This is a genomic window from Prosthecobacter fluviatilis, assembly GCF_042655725.1.
In the GTDB taxonomy this organism is placed as follows: domain Bacteria; phylum Verrucomicrobiota; class Verrucomicrobiia; order Verrucomicrobiales; family Verrucomicrobiaceae; genus Prosthecobacter; species Prosthecobacter fluviatilis.
The window spans coordinates 547454-564150 of record NZ_JBHSMQ010000004.1; the positions used below are offsets into that span (position 1 = coordinate 547454).

The 16697-nt window shown below is 57.6% G+C and carries 20 protein-coding genes; 7 read left to right on the top strand and 13 right to left on the bottom strand.

Features of this window, described 5'->3' with window-relative positions; all coding sequences use genetic code 11:
- Window positions 1-140: 140 nt before the first annotated feature.
- From ACFQDI_RS13670 to ACFQDI_RS13680, 3 genes are all read right to left on the bottom strand, one after another.
- Window positions 141-959 carry an LpxI family protein gene (locus ACFQDI_RS13670; protein ID WP_377167500.1) on the bottom strand — a complete coding sequence of 273 codons (819 nt, stop codon included), beginning with the start codon at window positions 957-959 and terminating at the stop codon, window positions 141-143.
- Between the two features lie 53 nt (window positions 960-1012).
- Entirely contained in the window at window positions 1013-1813 is an 801-nt protein-coding gene (locus ACFQDI_RS13675; RefSeq protein ID WP_377167503.1) for a TatD family hydrolase, read from the bottom strand.
- Window positions 1814-1922: 109 nt separating this feature from the next.
- The gene (locus ACFQDI_RS13680; RefSeq protein WP_377167506.1) at window positions 1923-2201 is read right to left on the bottom strand and encodes a hypothetical protein; all 279 of its coding nucleotides are present in this window, start codon (window positions 2199-2201) and stop codon (window positions 1923-1925) included.
- A gap of 82 nt (window positions 2202-2283) precedes the next feature.
- Between ACFQDI_RS13680 and moeB the strand changes: the two genes are divergently transcribed.
- The gene (moeB, locus tag ACFQDI_RS13685) at window positions 2284-3420 is read left to right on the top strand and encodes a molybdopterin-synthase adenylyltransferase MoeB (RefSeq protein ID WP_377167509.1); all 1137 of its coding nucleotides are present in this window, start codon (window positions 2284-2286) and stop codon (window positions 3418-3420) included.
- The gene (locus ACFQDI_RS13690; RefSeq protein ID WP_377167512.1) at window positions 3420-3614 is read left to right on the top strand and encodes a hypothetical protein; all 195 of its coding nucleotides are present in this window, start codon (window positions 3420-3422) and stop codon (window positions 3612-3614) included. The genes moeB and ACFQDI_RS13690 overlap by 1 nt, the downstream gene beginning before the upstream one ends.
- On the opposite strand, the gene ACFQDI_RS13695 is transcribed toward ACFQDI_RS13690, so the two are convergent.
- The 3 genes from ACFQDI_RS13695 to ACFQDI_RS13705 all read right to left on the bottom strand — a co-directional run bounded on the left by ACFQDI_RS13695 (window position 3601) and on the right by ACFQDI_RS13705 (window position 6134).
- Window positions 3601-4515: an alpha/beta fold hydrolase gene (locus ACFQDI_RS13695; protein WP_377167515.1), complete on the bottom strand. Its 915-nt coding sequence runs from the start codon at window positions 4513-4515 to the stop codon at window positions 3601-3603. The two genes, ACFQDI_RS13690 and ACFQDI_RS13695, sit on opposite strands and share 14 nt — an antisense overlap.
- Window positions 4516-4544: 29 nt before the next feature.
- The gene (locus ACFQDI_RS13700) at window positions 4545-5390 is read right to left on the bottom strand and encodes an LOG family protein (RefSeq protein WP_377167518.1); all 846 of its coding nucleotides are present in this window, start codon (window positions 5388-5390) and stop codon (window positions 4545-4547) included.
- Window positions 5391-5531: 141 nt separating this feature from the next.
- A complete protein-coding gene (locus ACFQDI_RS13705) occupies window positions 5532-6134 on the bottom strand; it encodes an RNA recognition motif domain-containing protein (protein ID WP_377167521.1) in 603 nt (200 codons plus the stop codon).
- A gap of 449 nt (window positions 6135-6583) precedes the next feature.
- Here ACFQDI_RS13705 and ACFQDI_RS13710 point away from each other — a divergent pair, with 449 nt between their 5' ends.
- The 4 genes from ACFQDI_RS13710 (at window position 6584) to ACFQDI_RS13725 (ending at window position 10020) form a co-directional block, all read left to right on the top strand.
- Entirely contained in the window at window positions 6584-6829 is a 246-nt protein-coding gene (locus tag ACFQDI_RS13710; protein ID WP_377167524.1) for a glutaredoxin family protein, read from the top strand.
- A gap of 283 nt (window positions 6830-7112) precedes the next feature.
- Window positions 7113-7727, top strand: a complete 615-nt coding sequence (locus ACFQDI_RS13715; RefSeq protein WP_377167527.1) for a DUF6580 family putative transport protein — start codon at window positions 7113-7115, stop codon at window positions 7725-7727.
- A gap of 16 nt (window positions 7728-7743) precedes the next feature.
- Entirely contained in the window at window positions 7744-8769 is a 1026-nt protein-coding gene (locus ACFQDI_RS13720) for a polyamine ABC transporter substrate-binding protein (RefSeq protein ID WP_377167530.1), read from the top strand.
- A gap of 123 nt (window positions 8770-8892) precedes the next feature.
- Window positions 8893-10020, top strand: coding sequence for an acyltransferase family protein (locus tag ACFQDI_RS13725; protein ID WP_377167533.1), 1128 nt, complete (start codon window positions 8893-8895; stop codon window positions 10018-10020).
- Window positions 10021-10026: 6 nt separating this feature from the next.
- Here ACFQDI_RS13725 and ACFQDI_RS13730 read toward each other — a convergent pair whose 3' ends face one another.
- The 5 genes from ACFQDI_RS13730 to ACFQDI_RS13750 all read right to left on the bottom strand — a co-directional run bounded on the left by ACFQDI_RS13730 (window position 10027) and on the right by ACFQDI_RS13750 (window position 13125).
- Window positions 10027-10359: a transposase gene (locus ACFQDI_RS13730; protein ID WP_377167536.1), complete on the bottom strand. Its 333-nt coding sequence runs from the start codon at window positions 10357-10359 to the stop codon at window positions 10027-10029.
- 190 nt (window positions 10360-10549) lie between these two features.
- Complete coding sequence (locus tag ACFQDI_RS13735; RefSeq protein WP_377167539.1) at window positions 10550-10732, bottom strand: hypothetical protein; 183 nt, start codon at window positions 10730-10732, stop codon at window positions 10550-10552.
- Between the two features lie 76 nt (window positions 10733-10808).
- On the bottom strand, window positions 10809-11099 hold the full coding sequence (locus ACFQDI_RS13740; RefSeq protein WP_377167542.1) for a hypothetical protein: 291 nt from the start codon (window positions 11097-11099) through the stop codon (window positions 10809-10811).
- A 73-nt stretch (window positions 11100-11172) separates the two neighbouring features.
- Window positions 11173-12423, bottom strand: coding sequence for a competence/damage-inducible protein A (locus tag ACFQDI_RS13745; RefSeq protein ID WP_377167545.1), 1251 nt, complete (start codon window positions 12421-12423; stop codon window positions 11173-11175).
- Window positions 12424-12495: 72 nt separating this feature from the next.
- On the bottom strand, window positions 12496-13125 hold the full coding sequence (locus tag ACFQDI_RS13750) for an AAA family ATPase (RefSeq protein ID WP_377167548.1): 630 nt from the start codon (window positions 13123-13125) through the stop codon (window positions 12496-12498).
- Between the two features lie 102 nt (window positions 13126-13227).
- On the opposite strand from ACFQDI_RS13750, the gene ACFQDI_RS13755 reads away from it, so the two are divergent.
- Window positions 13228-13647, top strand: coding sequence for a c-type cytochrome domain-containing protein (locus ACFQDI_RS13755; RefSeq protein ID WP_377167551.1), 420 nt, complete (start codon window positions 13228-13230; stop codon window positions 13645-13647).
- Window positions 13648-13710: 63 nt separating this feature from the next.
- Here ACFQDI_RS13755 and ACFQDI_RS13760 read toward each other — a convergent pair whose 3' ends face one another.
- Together ACFQDI_RS13760 and ACFQDI_RS13765 are read right to left on the bottom strand one after the other, a co-directional pair.
- Window positions 13711-14976 carry a glutamate racemase gene (locus ACFQDI_RS13760; RefSeq protein ID WP_377167554.1) on the bottom strand — a complete coding sequence of 422 codons (1266 nt, stop codon included), beginning with the start codon at window positions 14974-14976 and terminating at the stop codon, window positions 13711-13713.
- Between the two features lie 213 nt (window positions 14977-15189).
- Window positions 15190-16614: a nucleoside recognition domain-containing protein gene (locus tag ACFQDI_RS13765; protein WP_377167557.1), complete on the bottom strand. Its 1425-nt coding sequence runs from the start codon at window positions 16612-16614 to the stop codon at window positions 15190-15192.
- Window positions 16615-16697 lie beyond the last annotated feature (83 nt).

A 16697-nucleotide genomic window follows, 5' to 3' on the forward strand; every position in this document is an offset into this window, starting at 1 on the left:
GTTTATGCCTATCGTTTGTTTATTATGTTATGTGAATAACGGAATATTCCGCTATCCACCCCCATTAGACCCAAACGCGGCCTGAAATACGAGACTAGAGTTAAGGCAACCGAACTGCGGTGGCAGACGTAAGCGGAAGCTTAGCTCAGCGCCAGCAGGGTCACCTTTAGCTCCTGGCAGAGCCTGAAAACATCCTCCCGCCCGAGCAGCAGGGTCATGCCTGCCTCCACGGCGATCACGTCAACTCCTGCGGCAGCTGCCGTGCGGATGGTTTCCGGTCCTACCACAGGTACGTCAAAGCGCATGTCCTGATTCGGCTTGGAAACCTTCACCATCGTCGCACCGCCACGCCCCAGCGCGCCTCCACGTTTCACCGCCTCGTTGGTGCCCTCAAATGCCTCCACCGCCAGCACGGTGCCGTTTTTTACGACCACCGTCTGTCCGATGTCCAGCCGGCTGCTTTCTTTGGCGATCTTGAAGCCAAACTCCGCATCCTCCACCCGCCGCTTTTTGATCTGCGGCCCAGCCACATGTCCGGCTTTGGGCATCAGGTCTTCGAGAAATGTTGTCGCTGGCAGGAGGGCGATGCCATCTTTTGCCAGCTCATTGGCGATGCCGCCAAACAGCGTCTCCGCATTCCGCTCCTTCAGCTTTGCCATCATGATCAGCGTGCGAAAGTCTGGCCGTAGATCAAAGAGGTTCTTCGGTGCGATCTGCCCTACCATCACCGTCTGCGTCACGCCCTGTTTTTTGAAAAACGAGATCATCTTCCCCAGCTGCCCCACACGGAACCACTCAATGGCGTCCACCATGCCCGCCAGCTCCGGCTTCGTCTCATTTGTAAACGCCGCCGCCACCAGCTTCTTCACCCCGGCTTTGCGCGCCGCAGCCACAAAGGTTTCTGGGTAAATGCCGTTTCCGGCAATAAGAGCGATGGTGTCGAGGTTTGGGGCGGTCATTCGATGAGGCGCTGATCTTGGACGCGGGCGAGCGGATGTTCAATGCCGCTCCATCACAGCTTAAACTTCTCACACTGCCCCATGAAGGCCCTTGGGTTGTCCCACGCCACGCGCTGGATCATCTCGGGTGTCCAGCCACGCTGGCGCATGGCCTGCATGGTCTTGGGTACAGCGAGGGGATCGCTGATGCCCCAGTCGCAGGCGCTGTTCATCCAGATACGCTCCGCGTGGCGGTGCTCCAGCATGTCGATGGCTCGGTTCGGGGTGCATTTGCTTTCGGGATACAGCGTGATGCCGGCCCAGAATCCGTGGTCCAGTACATGGTCGATGGTGTGCTCCTCCACGTGGTCGATGATCACGCGCTCAGGCTTGATCTTCGGGAAGTTTTTCAGCGCCTCCACGATCAGCCGCGTGCCCTTGAGCTTGTCCTCCAGGTGCGGTGTATGGATGAGCACCAGCGCGTCGTAATCCTGTGCCACCTGCACGTGCTGCTCGAAAATTTTGAGTTCGTTGCGGCTGTTCTTGTTCAGGCCGATTTCGCCAATGCCAAGCACGCCTGGTTTGTCGATGAACTGCGGGATGAGGGCGATCACGTCGTCCGCCAGTTTCAAATCCTCCGCTTCTTTCGGATTGATGCACAGCCAGCAGTAGTGCTGGATGCCAAACTTCGCCGCACGCTTCGGCTCATATTCGGTGATCTGGCGGAAGTAATCGTAAAAGCCCTCCGCGCTGGCGCGGTCATAGCCGGCCCAGAACGCGGGCTCGCAGATCGCCTGGCAGCCGGCGATGGCCATGCGCTCGTAGTCATCCGTGGTGCGGCTGACCATGTGGCCGTGGGGCTCGATGTAGTTCATGCGGAAAGTTGGCGGTTGTTTGCGGTGGTTGGCAGTTGTTTGCAGTGGTTTTTCAGAGGCTTGGCAACAATCGCAAACGACGGCCAACCATGGCAAACCTCTGCAAACTTCACTTCTTATACGCTCCGATTGCCCCCTGCATCGCGGCTTTTTCCACCGGTACGGTGCTGGGGTCGCTGAAGCTGAGCAGGACGTCCCTCGCGCGCTGGGGCTGGTCCTGGGAGAGGAGGGCGATGGCGTTTTTCAGGGCCTGGACACGGAAATCTCCATCCTGGCCGGCTCGCTGCACACGGTCCAGAAAGGCGGCGAGGTCGATCAGCTTCGAACGTGAGTCCATGAAGCCCAGATCGACCAGATTGACTTGGGTTGGGGGGGTCCAATCAGGCATGTCGGAAATGTAGGCATGCCATGCAGCATCGCAACCGCTGGATCATTGCGCTGGCGATTCTGCATGCCATGATAGCGGGCTCATGCCCGACCTGACCACCGACGAACTGAGCCGCTATGCGCGGCACCTGGCGATTCCAGAATTTGGAATCGAGGGCCAGCGCAAGCTGAGAGCGGCTCGAGTGCTTTGCATCGGGGCAGGGGGGCTGGGCTCGCCCATCAGCATGTACCTAGCGGCTGCGGGCGTTGGTGGCCTGGGTTTGGTGGACCCAGATATGGTGGAGATCACCAATCTGCAGCGACAAATCCTCTTTGGGCAGAAGGATCTGGGCCGCAGGAAGTTGGAGGCTGCCCGTGATCGGCTGGCGGACATCAATCCGCATGTGGACATCCAGATTCACCCAGAGCTTTTCACGGCGGTAAATGCCATGAAGATCGCGGCGGATTACGATGTCATCATCGACGGCACGGACAATTTTCCCACGCGCTACTTGAGCAACGATGTGGCCGTGTGGCTGCGTAAGCCCAACGTTTATGGCAGCATCCTGCGCTTTGATGGTCAGGTGGGCGTGTTTGCGCCGCATCTGGGCGCTCCCTGCTACCGCTGCATGTGCCCGCAGCCCCCGCCTCCGGGCATGGTGCCCTCCTGTGCGGAAGGCGGCGTGCTGGGCGTGCTTCCAGGGCTCATCGGCACCCTGCAGGCGCTGGAGGCCATCAAGCTCATTACCGGCATCGGCCAGCCGCTGCTGGGCCGCCTGCTGCATGTGGACACACTGAGCATGCGCTTCCGCACGTTGACCCTGCGCCGCGATCCAGCCTGCCCTGTGTGCGGGGACCATCCCACTATCACCGAACCGATCGACTACCAGGGCTTCTGCGGCATTCCTTCCGCCGTCCCAGCTGTTCCTTCCATGACCGTCCACGAACTCCACCAGCTCCGTGAAAACGGAGACAATCATTTTCTTCTCGATGTACGCGAGCCCCATGAGCAAAGCATCTCCCGTATCGACGGCGCAGTGCTCATCCCCTTGGGCGAACTTGGGACTCGCGTCGCTGAGCTGCCAAGGGACAAACGCATTCTCGTGCACTGCAAAAGCGGAGGGCGCAGCGCACGCGCAGTGAGCCTGCTGCGTGAGCAGGGCTTTGACAACGTCTGGAACATCTCAGGTGGCATCATTGCCTGGGCGCGCGAAATTGACCCCACCATGGCTGAATACTGATGCAAAACGAAACCCAATGGCTTGAAGATTTCCTGCCGCTCATGCGCTGCCCTGACACGCACCAGCCTCTGCGCCGTGCCACGGCGGAGGAATGCGCCCAGCACCAGGTTGATGCCGCACTGGCGACAGCAGACGGGACTCGCTTGTTTGTGATTGATGCGGGAATCCCCATCCTGCTGCCTAGGCAGCCGTGAAATTTTCGCGATCCCTGCGGGGGTGAGCCAGCACTTTTTTCTGAAGTGCAGCAGTGATGATCTGCTCTGAATGAGTGATCGGCAGGGAGTAATGTCCGTCGATCTCGGACCAATGCGTTTCAGCCTGCGGGATGATCTCCGCGATCTGCCGTGTGTAGGTCCAGGCAATGTTGCGGTCCTGTTTGCCATGCCAGAAGCGTATGGGAAAGTTCACCTGGCTGACCTCAAAACCCCACTCATTGAGGTAAATGTCTGCGTCTGCGATAACGCTTCGCGGGCCGCGATCCAAGGCGCCGAGTGTGGCCGCCCGCACCACATCAAAGATTCCGGGAAGCAGCAGGACACGGCGGTCCTCCTCGCCCAGCAGTCTCATGAGCCACCGCAGCGGTGCTTTTTGCGGGTTTCCCTTGGCTGTCACTCCGCCCAGACGCAGCACAAGGCCAAGGATCGTCGGGAAATAATGCCGCAGCTGAATCATGAAGCGGTAGAGCCAGAACATCTGCCGGTCTCCCAGAAACTTCAGCGGAGGTGCTCCGCAGATGATGGAGGCAGATAGCACACGCTTATGCAGTTTTAGTGCGGTGGCGAGCACGTAAGGGCCGCCGCCTGACCAGCCGATGATGTGGTAATTGTCCGCACCTATGTGGGCGGCTAGCTGAGTCAGGGTATCTGGCCAGTCAAGCAGGGTGCGGTGTGGCTGGAAATCTGACAGGCCGATGCCCGGGCGGTCTGGGCAGATGAGGCGCATGCCGTGTTTTTTGGCATGCGCGTCAAAGAGTGAGCCCTGGACGCGGGAAGAGGGCCAGCCGTGAAAGTAAAACGCCACCTCCCCGCGCGGATCGCCGTACTCGCAGTAGCCCAGCCTGAGGCCATTGGAGAGGGTGAAGGTGTGGTCTGACATGCTCGGGCGGAAATGTTCAGTTTGGTGTTTCAGGAAGCGCCTTCAAGCGCCTTTTCTCCCAGCAATGCACTGCTTTCCGGCACGCGGTGGCAGCGCAGGCCAAACTGTGACACGGCCTTCATCTGCAGATGGGCCACCGCTTCATCGACTGAATCGGTCCACTTGATCAAATCAAGGTCTTCAGGGCTGATGGTGGCCCCTTTGAGCATATGCTCCATGAACTGGCGCATTTCTGGCCAGAAATCGCTTCCCATGATGACGATGGGGAAGCTCCTGAGCTTGCGTGTCTGGATGAGTGTCAGCGCCTCAAACATTTCGTCCATGGTGCCAAAGCCTCCAGGCATGATGATGAAGCCATAGCTGTATTTGATGAGCAGCGTCTTGCGTACGAAGAAATGCTCCATGGTCACCCAGCGGTCGAGGTAAGGGTTGTGGCTTTGTTCAAAGGGGAGCCGGATGTTGCAGCCGACACTTTTGCCCCCGGCATCTTTTGCGCCACGGTTTGCAGCTTCCATGATGCCAGGCCCCCCGCCCGTCAAAACGGTGAAACCCATGCCCGCGATCGCTGCACCCATGTCCCGTGCAAGTTTGTAATAAGGGTGGTCCTCCGCGAAACGGGCTGAGCCAAACACCGTGATGCACGGGCCTACGAAATGAAGTGCCCGGAAACCAAGAATGAAATCTTTGGCAACACTGTAGAGGAGTTGCAAATCACGCAGTCGGCGGTTGGGTCCGCTCAGAAGAGCTCGGTCCTCAAGCTGTCCGCAGAACTGCTCATCAGCATGGATCTCTTCGGGAGATGCATGGATGAGGGAAGGGCAAGTCTTCGCGATTCTGGGTTCGGATTCCTGGTCGAGGAGGGTAGGGGCTGGCATGGTTATTTTGAAGAAGTTGGAGTGCAAAAAGAGGGCTTTTGTTCACCCCATTCTTGGATTTCTGCAAAAAATGCGTTAAAAAAAGCCCGCAGGTTCTGAGTGAGAACCTGCGGGCATGATAGATTTGAGGATCAGGAATGATCAGGCAGCCTGTGCTTCCTGCGGAGAAGGACTGTCTGAGTCTTCACTGCGGGCGTTGGGCTTGGCTCCGCTAAGCTGAAGAGGGCGGCCCATGAAATCCTTGCCACCCAGTTCCTGCACCGCGCGGCGAGCTTCTTCTGTGCTGCCCATCGTCACAAATGCGAAGCCCTTGGAGCGCTGAGTGCGGCTGTTGACCACGACTTCGGCGTTCTTCACAGCGCCGACTCCGTTGAAGAGTTCGAACAGGTCACTCTCGGTCGCGTCATAGGACAGATTGCCGACATAGAGGCGGTCCGTTGTAATGTCAGCCGGGTTCACCGCAGGAGGGGGCTCGCGACGCTGGCGGGGTTCGCGCTGTGGGCGTGGGTTGTCATTTGTAGAGCGAGGGCCGGGGCTGCTGCTGCGATCCGTCTGAGGACGGCTTTTGGATTTAGACTGGCCGAGGCCGAAGAAGCCCAGGATCTTTTGGAAAAAAGAAGGGGCGTTGCGGCTTTCGCGGCCACCTTCGCGGGTGGGGCGTGGGCCTTCAGGACGGGGACCGCGCGGGCGGTTGCGATTGCGGCGGCGGTTGCCTCCGCCATTGCGATTGGGGTAGTCGGACATGAGTTGAGTTTACGTAGGGGTGGGTTGCATGTTCAGGCAGGGCCGGGGGGCTGGAGAGGGCGGCGGGCGGGAACGGGCGGCTTGCCTCTTCCACGGGTCCGCGGCACGCGGCGGACCGCACACGCGGCCAGCCACAGCACCACCACGGGCTGCTGCAGTTCTCAAAGCCGGGCCGGGCTGGCCCTGCCGGCTCAAAAGTCATTTCCGCGCACACTGGCAGCACGCTGGAGATTTCTTTCGGGCGATCCATCCTCTGGAACAGTTCCTGCTGCGCTGTCGGGGGTCGAAGTTGGCGCATAGGGATGTGAGTTCAAAGGGACGGGCTTCGGAGCACTATTTAAAGGCTCTGAAAACAGCGTATCGACATTAATCAGGGCAGGGGGGTGGTCAACCAAGAATCACGTACGCATTGCTTGCCCCCAGGCCTGCCTGCACGCATCATGGCGGCCATGATCAAACCCGTCGTTTACATCAAAACCGGCTGCCCCTGGTGCGAAGAAGTCACCGAATACCTTGATGCACGCCGCATCCCCTTCGAAGCCGTCACCGTGACCGGCAACCGCGAGGCCATGCAGGCCATGGTCGAGCTCAGCGGCCAGAGCAAGGCACCCACCATGGACTGGGACGGCGAAGTGCTGGCCGACTTTGGTGTGGATGAGCTGGTGCCTTTCCTGCGGAAGAAGGGCATTGTGTAGCCGAGCGCAGGAGAAGGCTCCAAAAATCGACGATCCTTGTTCATCAATCGTCAATTGCGCACAGCCATGACACCCTGTGGCCGGAGGATTGAAGATTGTCGAGCCATCGATTTTTGATTTTCGGTCTTCCCAACCTCCTTCAAGTACATGTTAAGGAGTTTGGCTGTTCCGATATGCGAGTCCCAAAAAGCCTCTGGTTCCACACTTCCTCGCTCATTCGGATTTACACATTCGTCATTCACGCGCTTCTTGCCTTAACCGCCAAATCCTCCATCTTCCCCCAATGACCTCCTCTGATTTCCGCCCCGTCTCCCGCGCCTTTTTTCTGCCGCTGCTGCTGATCATCGCCGCTGCCGCATTCCGCTGGGCCAAGCTGAAAGGCTATGTCACCTTTGAGGTGCTGGAAAACTTTTCGCCTTGGATGGCGCTGGCCTTCACCGGCACGCTGGTCTTTCCGCGGCGTGTCTCCTTCCTGCTCATCCCTCTTTTGCTTGTGCTGATTGATGCCACCGCCACAGGCGCTGCGGTGCTGCACTGGGAGGCGCTCGTAGTCTATGCCTGCTTTGCCTCCTCGGCGCTGCTGGCTAGCCGCTGGCGTGGGCACATGAGCCTGCTCGGCACCCTGCTGGGCGTGACAGGTTGCGCCATCGCCTTCTACTTCATCACCAACACCGTTTCGTGGCTCAGCAATCCTGTCTCTGCCTACGCCATGAACTTCAGCGGCTGGCTGCAGGCCGTGACCACCGGAGAGCCCGGCCATCTGCCCACTTGGTTCTTCCTGCGCAATTCACTGGTGAGCGATCTAGGCTTCAGCCTGCTGCTTCTTGCCGCCTACAACACCGAGGCCTCGATTCGCCAGCAGCAGCGCATCCCGCTGCGTCACGCTCAGGCCGCCTGATTTTCTGCAGCCCTCCATGAAGCGCCTCCCGATGCTCTTCATTTGGGTGTGTCTGACCCTCGGGGTGCAGGCGGAGACGCTGCACCTCTACACCTGGGCGGACTACATCAGCCCGGAGGTGGTGGCCAAATTTGAAAAGCAGCAGGGGTGCAAGGTCGTCATCGACACCTTTGACTCCAACGAGAGCATGTACGCCAAGTTCAAGGCCGGTGCCACCGGCTACGATCTGGTATTTCCCACCGCCTATATGATCCAGGTCATGCACTCGCAGGGCATGTTGGCGGAGATCGATCACAAGCTCATCCCCAACCTGCCAAACATCGACCCCTCTGCCCTGGAAAAGCTGAAGGACACAGACATGCTGCATAGCGTGCCTTACACCCTGGCTTACGCATGCATCGCCGTGCGTGGAGACAAAATGAAGGGCCAGCAGCCCGAGCCCACCTGGACCATGTTTGACCGCGCCGCCCTGGCCGGACGCATGACGCTGCTGGACGACATGCGCGAAAGCATCGGTGCCGCGCTCAAATCCCTCGGCTACAGCATCAATACTCGCGACGAAACCCAGCTCGCCGCCGCCCGCGATGTGCTAATCCGCTGGAAGAAAAACATCGCCCGCTTTGACAACGAAGGCTACAAGTCCGGCATCGACTCCGCCGAATTCCTCCTCGTCCACGGCTACAGCGGAGACCTCTTTCAGGTGCAGATGGAAAATCCCAAGGTGGAGATCCTCATCCCTCGCGAAGGCGTCACCATCGGCTGCGATGCCATGGTCATTCCCAAGACGGCAAAGCAATCTCTCCTGGCTCACGCCCTCATCAATTTCCTGCTCGATCCCGCCATTGCTGCCGAGAACATGGAATGGATGGGCTACTACTGCCCCAACAAGCCCGCTCTGAGCAAAGTCAGCCCCGCGTTCCTCAAAAACCCCGCCTTCACCATACCCGCCGAACTGCAGTCCAAATGCGAAGTCATCGAAGACCTCGGCCCCGATCTCGCGAAATACAGCAAGGTTTGGGATCAGGTAAAGGCGGCGAGGTGAGCCTGCAGCGTGCTTGTTTTTCGACTAACAACATGTGATGTCGTTCTTCGCTGGGGGTAGATTTTTCGACTTTAGTTTCATGTGGAATTGGATTTGCTGATGTGGTATTAAGATCATCCTTTAATGTCAGCTGAAGCTAACAAGCCGTTCAGAATGGCTAAAATTCCGGAACTTGAGAGCGTACGCGGTCTTGCGGCATTCCTCATAGTTTTTTATCATCTGCCAGCGTGGAATCCTTTCATGGATATAACGCTAAAAAGTCATGCCGTGTTGATGGTGGAACTGTTTTTTGTGCTGTCCGGATTTGTCATTTGTACTGCTTACAAGGCAAGAGTTCAGGATGTGCAAGACCTGTTTCGTTTTCAGTTCCTGCGTTTTGGCAGGCTTTATCCGGTTCATGTCCTGTTTCTGGGTGTGTATCTCTTGATAGAGTTGTTAAAATATTATGCACAGGTGCGACTGGGCTTCTCAAGTGCTCATAATCAGCCATTCAAAGAAAATAATTTAACGGCTTTTGTCCAACAGCTTTTACTTCTGCAAGCCATTGGTCCCACTGGTAATTCTCTGACTTTCAATTGGCCGGCTTGGTCAATTAGTGTGGAGTTTTACACTTACCTTATTTTTGGTGTCGTTATATGCTTTTTCAAGCAAGTGAAAGCTTATCTGTTTTCAGGCTTTGTGGTTGTTTCATTGGCGATGCTATCAACACAAATAACTTTTGGATTTGATGATCTGGCTAGATGTCTGGCGGGATTTTTTCTCGGATGCCTAACGGCGATCTTTGTGGAAAAGAAAAAGCTCATGCTTCCAGGGTATGTCCCATTGTTCTTTTTTATTGCGGTGGTGGCTTTTGTGATACACGTGCCGCCGCGTCCCTTCCATTTGCTGTTTTTTTTCTTATCTGCAGCTCTGATTGGCTCTTTGGTTATGTCGCAAGGTGGTGTGTTAAAGAGTGTTCTTCAGGCTAGGCCGCTTACTGCGTTAGGTGCCATTTCATACTCTATGTACATGTCTCATACCGCGATTATTTGGGGGCTGAATCAAATGATACGGTTAGGATTGAGGAGGTCCGAGGTAAATGGTGCTCCTCAGCTCTCGATGTGTGAAGCTGTAATCGCCCTCATGTTGACCGTTTTGTTAACTATTTTTGTAGCGTCGCTTGTTTATCGATGGGTTGAGAAACCTTGGCGAGAAAAATCTCGCCGCTTTGTTTTTGGCGGCATGGGAGATGCTCCCTCGAATCAGCATTAGAGCAATTTAAATAATACTATAGCCGCAAGAGGCAGGCCAACCCGCCGCGTCTTTCTCTGTGATTTTTGAGAATGCCAGGCTGATTGCTCCATTAAGTTCTGCCGGTGTGCGGGCTTCGGCGCTGCGCAGCAGCGATTTGATCTTGCTCCACATCTTCTCAATCGGGTTGAGGTCGGGCAAGTACGCGGGTAGGAACCGCACCTCTGCCCCTGCGGCTTTTACCAATTGTTCGACCACGGGACTCTTGTGCGCCGCGAGATTGTCCATCTGATCTGCTCCCCAAAATCTGAGCCAAGTGCTATGAGAGTCTGAGGTGCGCCATGCTTCATTGCGCAGCATGCCTTTGTCATTATGGCCATATTATTTTTAAAAATACTCTAATGAGAACTGCGCGCTGCCTCAGCATGTCCAGCGTCGTTTGTGAGGTCAGTAGTTTGAGGCGGTCTCTCGACCCTAGCGAAAACTTCTTCTGCGTCTAGGTTTTGGCATTCTTAGAGGCAAGCCCGATCCACACGGGACCAATGGGGCCTCACGGTTGTTTCTTCTCACGCCTTTCCTTCAGGCCCGAGATAAAAGTCATGAACGAAATTCCAAACAGAAAACACCCCATCCGTTCCATCCACTGCGCGGATGGCGCATGTGTGGCAAAGGCCATCCCAAGACCGACGGCCATCAACACCAAGTTGTAAGACCGCTTGCTCATGAACTTCATGTTAAAGGAAGGCTGTGGCATTGGAAAGCAAAATACGGAGATGCCTGGGCACCGCTTTATGCCCTGATTCAACACTTCAAGGATAGGCGGGTACAAGTTTGCTTTCTCCACACTTCAATCCGCCGATGTGTTTCATCATCTTTTCGTATTCAGGAGTGTCCTTCTTATAGGCAAAGAATGCATCGCCCACCATGCCGCCTTCTCCTTCGGCGCGCAGCATGACTTCAAGTATGCCGTCCTTCGTCAGATGAGCCGAGCCAATCGATTTGCCCACGGGCGCCACGACGGGAGCGGGTTTCTCAGACTGGCAGCTCGTCAGCAGAGTGGGGAGGATGAGAGTCAGGCAGACTATGAGGCTTGGGGCCATAAGCTTGAAAATACTCAGGTATGGAATGATGCCAGTGAGTGTTGACCGCTCGCAAGTGGATTCAGAACATCCCTCACCTCACCCCAATCCCAAGCATCCTCCGCCGTAGCATGTCCAGCGCCGCCTGTGAGGTCAGCAGCTTGAAGCGGTCTCTCGACCCTGGCGAAAACTTCTTCTGCGCCCACGTCTCCCCGTTCTTTGCGGCGAGGCCGATCCACACGGTCCCCACCGGTTTCTCCGGCGTGCCGCCCGTCGGCCCTGCGATGCCCGTCACTGACAGCGCGTAGTCGGCTCCGCTGTGTCTTAGCGCGCCTTCCGCCATCGCACGCGCCACTTCTTCACTGACCGCGCCGTGGGTCTCAATGAGTTCCATCGGCACGCCTAGGTGCCGGTGTTTCGCTTCATTTGCATACGTGACCCAGCCGTGGCCAAAGATGCGCGAGGCACCGCTAACGTCGGTGATTCTATTGGCAATCGTGCCGCCAGTGCAGGACTCGGCAGTTGCCAGCCATTCGCCACGTTCGGTGAGAAGTTGCACGATGACTTCTTCGATTATACGGCGGTCTTCAGAGACGATGCAGTCTCCCAAAGCCTTGCGCACCACGGCAGCAGCTGCGTCCACGGCTGGCTGCGGACCTGCGAGGCGTACATCCACATCGCCGTTACGAATGCAGTAGCCCAGGTCCAGTTCCGGGATGGCCTCGAGCTGTTTCTCCACGGCTTCTACGATGTCGGACTCTCCCACACCAGTGACCTTGAGATACAGGACACGGCGGGAGTCTCCGTCCACAAGCCATTGGCGGAGGCGCGGTTCCACCTCGCTCTCCATCATTGGTTTCAGTTCACGGGGGGGGCCAGGCAGCAGAAAAATATGCGCATTCCAGCCCAGCGTGGCACTGAGCTCTGCGGGAAAGTAGAGACCTGGTGCGGTGCCAAAGGCATTTGGCAGTACCACCGAGCCTCGCGGAACCATGGCCTGGCGCTTTGTTGCGTCGCTCACCGGCTTGCCACGTTTCGCAAAATACTCTTCCAGGTGCTTAATCACACTGGCGTTCATTTCCATGTCCAGGTCCAGCAGGGCAGCGGTGGATTCACGTGTGAGATCGTCATTGGTCGGGCCGAGCCCGCCGGAAACCAGCACCACATCCGCCCGCTGCGCAGCCTCACAGATCGCCACACGGATCACTGCACCATCGGGGACGATGGTTTGCCTCGTTACCGGTACTCCCAGAGCCGCCAGCCTCTGGCCGATCCAGGCCGCGTTCGTGTTGATGGTGTCTCCCAGAAGGAGTTCGGTGCCGGTATTGACGAGTTCGACGTTCATGCACCTGTCATTACGCGCGGCGGGGCGGTGCGATCAATGCTTCTTTCAGGGCTCTTGCGTGGGCTTCTGCCCCTATCGCTTCTTTTTCCGTTCTCGGCAGCCGAGTTCGGAGACCATGCCGTCCAGTACCGCGAGTCCGAAGGAAATTTTCTTAAAGAAGGATGGGTTGTGCGGCACCAGCATGAATTTCGGGTGCTGTGACCAGAGGTCCCGCAGTCTGCGGTCCAGCTTCACCGCCTGTTCCTGAGATTCGTTCCGGATGGGGTTTCCTCCTTCTATGCTCATGTGGCCTACGGCTGCGCTCTCAAAGAAGATCACCGCGTCATAGCGTGCCAGTTCTTGCTCCAATGTGCTTCCAATGTCCTTGAAGAAGCCTTCGCTGCCACCGGGCCAGTAGGCTGCTCCGTCCACTGTGCCACGATCACACAGGAGGATCTGCTCCGGGTGCTGCGCCATCACCGCTTCCTCCAGATGTATCTGCACATGGTAGATGGCCCGTTGCGCCGCGTGGATCGCCTCTGGCTGGTTGACGCGGGGAAAGCCCCCGCTGAATACCATCGTGGCTGCTTCAGGGACCAGCACCACATCGTCTCCCATTTCACGCCGGAAGAGGTCTCCTGCCGTCGTTTTACCGCCACCGGGACCTCCTGTCAAAGCTATGCGGCAGTGGCCGTTGGTTGTAGGCTTGTGTTTACGTGGCATGATGGGCATTGTGGCCGTGGCAGCATGGCGGCGTCAAGCATCAGCGCAAATTTGCGCAAATGCGGAGTAGTCATGCTGCCAGCTTGTTGTTAGCCTTGCTGCATGATCCTGCGGTGCATTCCCATCCTGTTCCTCATCTCCGCATGCACGTTCCTGCCTGCAGGCAAAAGCGCGCGTGAGCACTACTTCCTTACGCAGGTCAAGCCAGTGCTGCAGCAGCACTGCTTGAAATGCCACAATGGCAGTCTGCCGCCACCTGCACTTAACCTGACCAGCAGAGCCTCCGCATTTCGGCGCAGCGCAGGAGGGCGTGAGTACATTCTGCCAGGCGATCCCGACTGCAGCCTGCTTATCAGTGCCGTGCAGCGTGGGGGGACCCACCCCAAAATGATGCCGCGAACGGAAGTCAGCCTCACGGAGGATCAGATTGGCATGCTGCGCGAATGGATCGAAGATGGCGCATACTGGCCGGAAGGGGACAGGGGCGTATTGCATGCGCAAAAAAACGCTGAGGATCCGTGAGTGTTGGCAGTTGCTTGGCTGCTAGGTGGCTCCGCAACAATCTTCAGGCTGGCTCTCAATGGTTCAGTGCCCAAGAGCTTTCCAAACCGCAGGCAGTTTGTCTTTAATCAAGTTTGCGCTGTTCTTCGGAATCAAATCAACTGTGAGTGGCACGTTTTTGGTGTCTTCAAAATCGAAGTGACCGGGGCTGCGGGAATATTTGTAGTCTTTGTCCAGGCTGCCGTCTCCGGAGAGCTGGATGCCTACCTCTTCCACGCGTGGCACGGAGAGGTAAAACCGTTCGCGCTCCATCACACAGCTTTCACCGGGCTTCAGCCGGAGCTTCGATCTGGCAAGTTCACGGAAAAGCTCGCGCGCCGTGGCTTCAGCAGGGTTCACAAAGCTACGCCGCTCGGCGATGATGTCGCGAAAGGCGCTATCCTGGCGCAGGGTGGCGAAGGCGGTGTCGATCTCCTCTTTTGCAAGGGGGTAGTGAGTGCAGCCGAGAACAATCGTCTGCAGTGGTGTCTCAGGTTTCTCGGCTCGGTAGGCCTCTGCCAGCGCGCGCACCTCCTTCATAGCGTAGGCGGAAACGGAATCAGGAAAGGCCGCATCTCCCTCAATGGCTCCCGCCAGCGTGGCGCTGCCCTGTTGTGCTATGACCGGCACACGCTGGCCGGCGCGGCCTAGCGTGCTGGAGATGGTGCGTGGATAGACTCGGCTCGCGCAGGTGCCCACCGTGGCCAGTATTCCGATGCCGCCGGTGTTTCTAGACTCCAAAACACTGCGTGCGCCTGCCTCAACCACGCCCACCACGATCACTGGAATCTTCCATGTCTCCACCGCTTTGCGGATGTCCTCCAGTCCATAGGCTGTCGCGGTGTTGCAGGCAATGACGATGGCCTTCACCGGAGGTTTGTCATATGTCGGTTCCTGGCCCTTGGCTGGCCATGCGCGGCGGCCCAGAAGGAAAACCGCATCTTTTAAAATGAGTTCGCGGAGGTAGTCCGTGCGGTTCACGGCGGAGTAGTTGCCGTAGGGCATGTTAGCCTGGTCTCCGAAGTAGATGAAGCGCTCTTGTGCAAAGTCTGGTAAGCCATCCGCGCCGGGTTCCAGGGTGTCATTGTGGAAAGAATCCAGATTCAGCAGCGCCTCCAGCACCGTGAGCCCTCCAATGCCGGAATCAAACACACCAACAGGCAGATGTCGTACGGCCTCGGTGTCGGTCCACGACCCGGCATCGAAGCTGAAGGCGGGCCTGCCATCGGCATTGGCCTTCACATGCTCGACGAGATCGGCGGCGTGGGCTGCTGCAACAGCGAGCAGGAGCAGCGCAGAAAGTGTTTTCATGGGTGGTGGCCGGGCGGTTTTGGGGTCGGGAACTTGTTGCAGTATTCGTGCCAATCAGACAGCGAGCCAAGTGCACGAAAGGTGCAGGCAGTCTATACAAAGATAGCAAAAAAGGCCTTTGTGTCGTCCACGCAGTTTGCCCCTGCTCCACTGCGTTGGGGGCGGCGTTCATCTCCAATGCTGATCAATGGCCAGCATTATGGTTCCCTTGTCTCACGTGAACGCAAACAGCAGCCGCCCGAAGAAAACGGCAGCCACCATGCCTACAAAGTCTGCCGTCAAGCCTGCGACCAGCGCATGTCGGAAGCGACGGATGCCCACGCTGCCGAAATACACGGTCAGCACGTAGAAGGTGGTTTCGGTGGAGCCATAAAGGATGCCTGCAGTGAATTTCACCATCTCACTCAGGTCTGGGCGGGTCAGGATCTCGTTGAGAATACCCTGCGCGCCGCTGCCGCTAAGAGGCCGCATCAGCGCCAAGGAGAGCAATTCCACAGGAAAGCCCAGCATGTTCAGCACCGGAGCCAGCAGGTACTCCAGCAGTTGAAATGCACCCGACTCCCTCAGAATCGCAAGCGCCGCCAGCATGGCCACCAGATAGGGCATGATGCGCACCGCCACCTGAAAGCCCTCCTTGGCCCCGTCCACAAACTCCTCATAAACCTTCACACCGCGTGCCCAGGCCACACTTACTGCAAGTATGAGAATGGCTGGAATGGCCAGTCCGGAGGCTCCGTCCATCACACGCCGCCACACAGGTGGCTCCACTTTTGCCTGTGTGGCCGCAGCGGCTTTTGCCTCCTCTTTTTTGAGAGCCAGTGTCTTTTCCGCTTCAGCTTTGCGTTGTGCGGATTTTGCCAGCACGGCTGAGAGTCCAGTTTGATCCAGCACCTTATGCCTCCAGGATGGCGGACCGAGTTCGAGGGCTGAGACGCCGATGAAAAGAGTGCCGAGAAGAATCAGCCAGCGACGTGCTTTGGAGGTGATGCCTGCCGGCTTGGCTTCGCTGCTCTGTGTTTCAGTCACGGTTTCATCCGGCTGAGCCACAAAACCTGGCAGGCGCTGGAAGCTTTTGGCTGCCAGCACTGCCGCCATGGAGGCGCAGGCGGTGGCTAAAATGGTGGGGACGATGACCCGAAAGCTGTGGCTTACGCCTGCTGCGTTGAGAAAATTCATCGCCGTCATTGGGATCAAAGTGAAAGCCCCCGTGTTTAGCGCCAGAAAGGTGATCATGGCATTGCTGGCACTTTGCTTGTGCGGATTCAGTTCCTGCAGGTGCCCCATAGCCTTGAGCCCGAGAGGTGTCGCGTTATTCGAGAGCCCCAGCATGTTGGCCGAGAGGTTCATCACCATGGCGCTCATGGCAGGATGGCCGGTGGGCACGTCCGGAAAGAGCCGCCGCAGCAGCGGGGAGAGCACACGTACCACCGCCTCCAGAACCCCCGCCTTTTCCAGCAGCCGCAGCACCCCAAGCCAGAACATCATCATGCCCGCCAGCGGCAGGGCGATGCCCATGACGGCTTTCTCCGCGCCTTTCATCGCGGCATCAATGACGCTGGCATCTCCTGAGACGCGGCCCACCAGGCCGGCGGTGAGAAGTCCGATGAATAGCAGGGTGGCCCAGATGTAGTTCAGCATGTCGTGATGGAAAATGTGACAACGGTGTAGCCAGATGCGGCGGGAATGCGTAAACGTTTCTGCGCCCGCCACAAGTGGCAACT

Excerpts from the sequence above, each read along its gene's own strand:
- ACFQDI_RS13675 (WP_377167503.1), bottom strand. The coding sequence starts at position 1,813 with ATGAACTACATCGAGCCCCACGGCCACATGGTCAGCCGCACCACGGAT.
- ACFQDI_RS13700 (WP_377167518.1), bottom strand. The coding sequence starts at position 5,390 with ATGCCAGCCCCTACCCTCCTCGACCAGGAATCCGAACCCAGAATCGCG.
- ACFQDI_RS13725 (WP_377167533.1), top strand. The coding sequence starts at position 8,893 with ATGTCAGCTGAAGCTAACAAGCCGTTCAGAATGGCTAAAATTCCGGAA.
- moeB (WP_377167509.1), top strand. The coding sequence starts at position 2,284 with ATGCCCGACCTGACCACCGACGAACTGAGCCGCTATGCGCGGCACCTG.
- ACFQDI_RS13745 (WP_377167545.1), bottom strand. The coding sequence starts at position 12,423 with ATGAACGTCGAACTCGTCAATACCGGCACCGAACTCCTTCTGGGAGAC.
- ACFQDI_RS13680 (WP_377167506.1), bottom strand. The coding sequence starts at position 2,201 with ATGCCTGATTGGACCCCCCCAACCCAAGTCAATCTGGTCGATCTGGGC.
- ACFQDI_RS13710 (WP_377167524.1), top strand. The coding sequence starts at position 6,584 with ATGATCAAACCCGTCGTTTACATCAAAACCGGCTGCCCCTGGTGCGAA.
- ACFQDI_RS13720 (WP_377167530.1), top strand. The coding sequence starts at position 7,744 with ATGAAGCGCCTCCCGATGCTCTTCATTTGGGTGTGTCTGACCCTCGGG.
- ACFQDI_RS13690 (WP_377167512.1), top strand. The coding sequence starts at position 3,420 with ATGCAAAACGAAACCCAATGGCTTGAAGATTTCCTGCCGCTCATGCGC.
- ACFQDI_RS13750 (WP_377167548.1), bottom strand. The coding sequence starts at position 13,125 with ATGCCACGTAAACACAAGCCTACAACCAACGGCCACTGCCGCATAGCT.
- ACFQDI_RS13730 (WP_377167536.1), bottom strand. The coding sequence starts at position 10,359 with ATGCTGCGCAATGAAGCATGGCGCACCTCAGACTCTCATAGCACTTGG.
- ACFQDI_RS13705 (WP_377167521.1), bottom strand. The coding sequence starts at position 6,134 with ATGTCCGACTACCCCAATCGCAATGGCGGAGGCAACCGCCGCCGCAAT.
- ACFQDI_RS13670 (WP_377167500.1), bottom strand. The coding sequence starts at position 959 with ATGACCGCCCCAAACCTCGACACCATCGCTCTTATTGCCGGAAACGGC.
- ACFQDI_RS13740 (WP_377167542.1), bottom strand. The coding sequence starts at position 11,099 with ATGGCCCCAAGCCTCATAGTCTGCCTGACTCTCATCCTCCCCACTCTG.
- ACFQDI_RS13715 (WP_377167527.1), top strand. The coding sequence starts at position 7,113 with ATGACCTCCTCTGATTTCCGCCCCGTCTCCCGCGCCTTTTTTCTGCCG.
- ACFQDI_RS13695 (WP_377167515.1), bottom strand. The coding sequence starts at position 4,515 with ATGTCAGACCACACCTTCACCCTCTCCAATGGCCTCAGGCTGGGCTAC.
- ACFQDI_RS13755 (WP_377167551.1), top strand. The coding sequence starts at position 13,228 with ATGATCCTGCGGTGCATTCCCATCCTGTTCCTCATCTCCGCATGCACG.
- ACFQDI_RS13765 (WP_377167557.1), bottom strand. The coding sequence starts at position 16,614 with ATGCTGAACTACATCTGGGCCACCCTGCTATTCATCGGACTTCTCACC.
- ACFQDI_RS13760 (WP_377167554.1), bottom strand. The coding sequence starts at position 14,976 with ATGAAAACACTTTCTGCGCTGCTCCTGCTCGCTGTTGCAGCAGCCCAC.
- ACFQDI_RS13735 (WP_377167539.1), bottom strand. The coding sequence starts at position 10,732 with ATGAAGTTCATGAGCAAGCGGTCTTACAACTTGGTGTTGATGGCCGTC.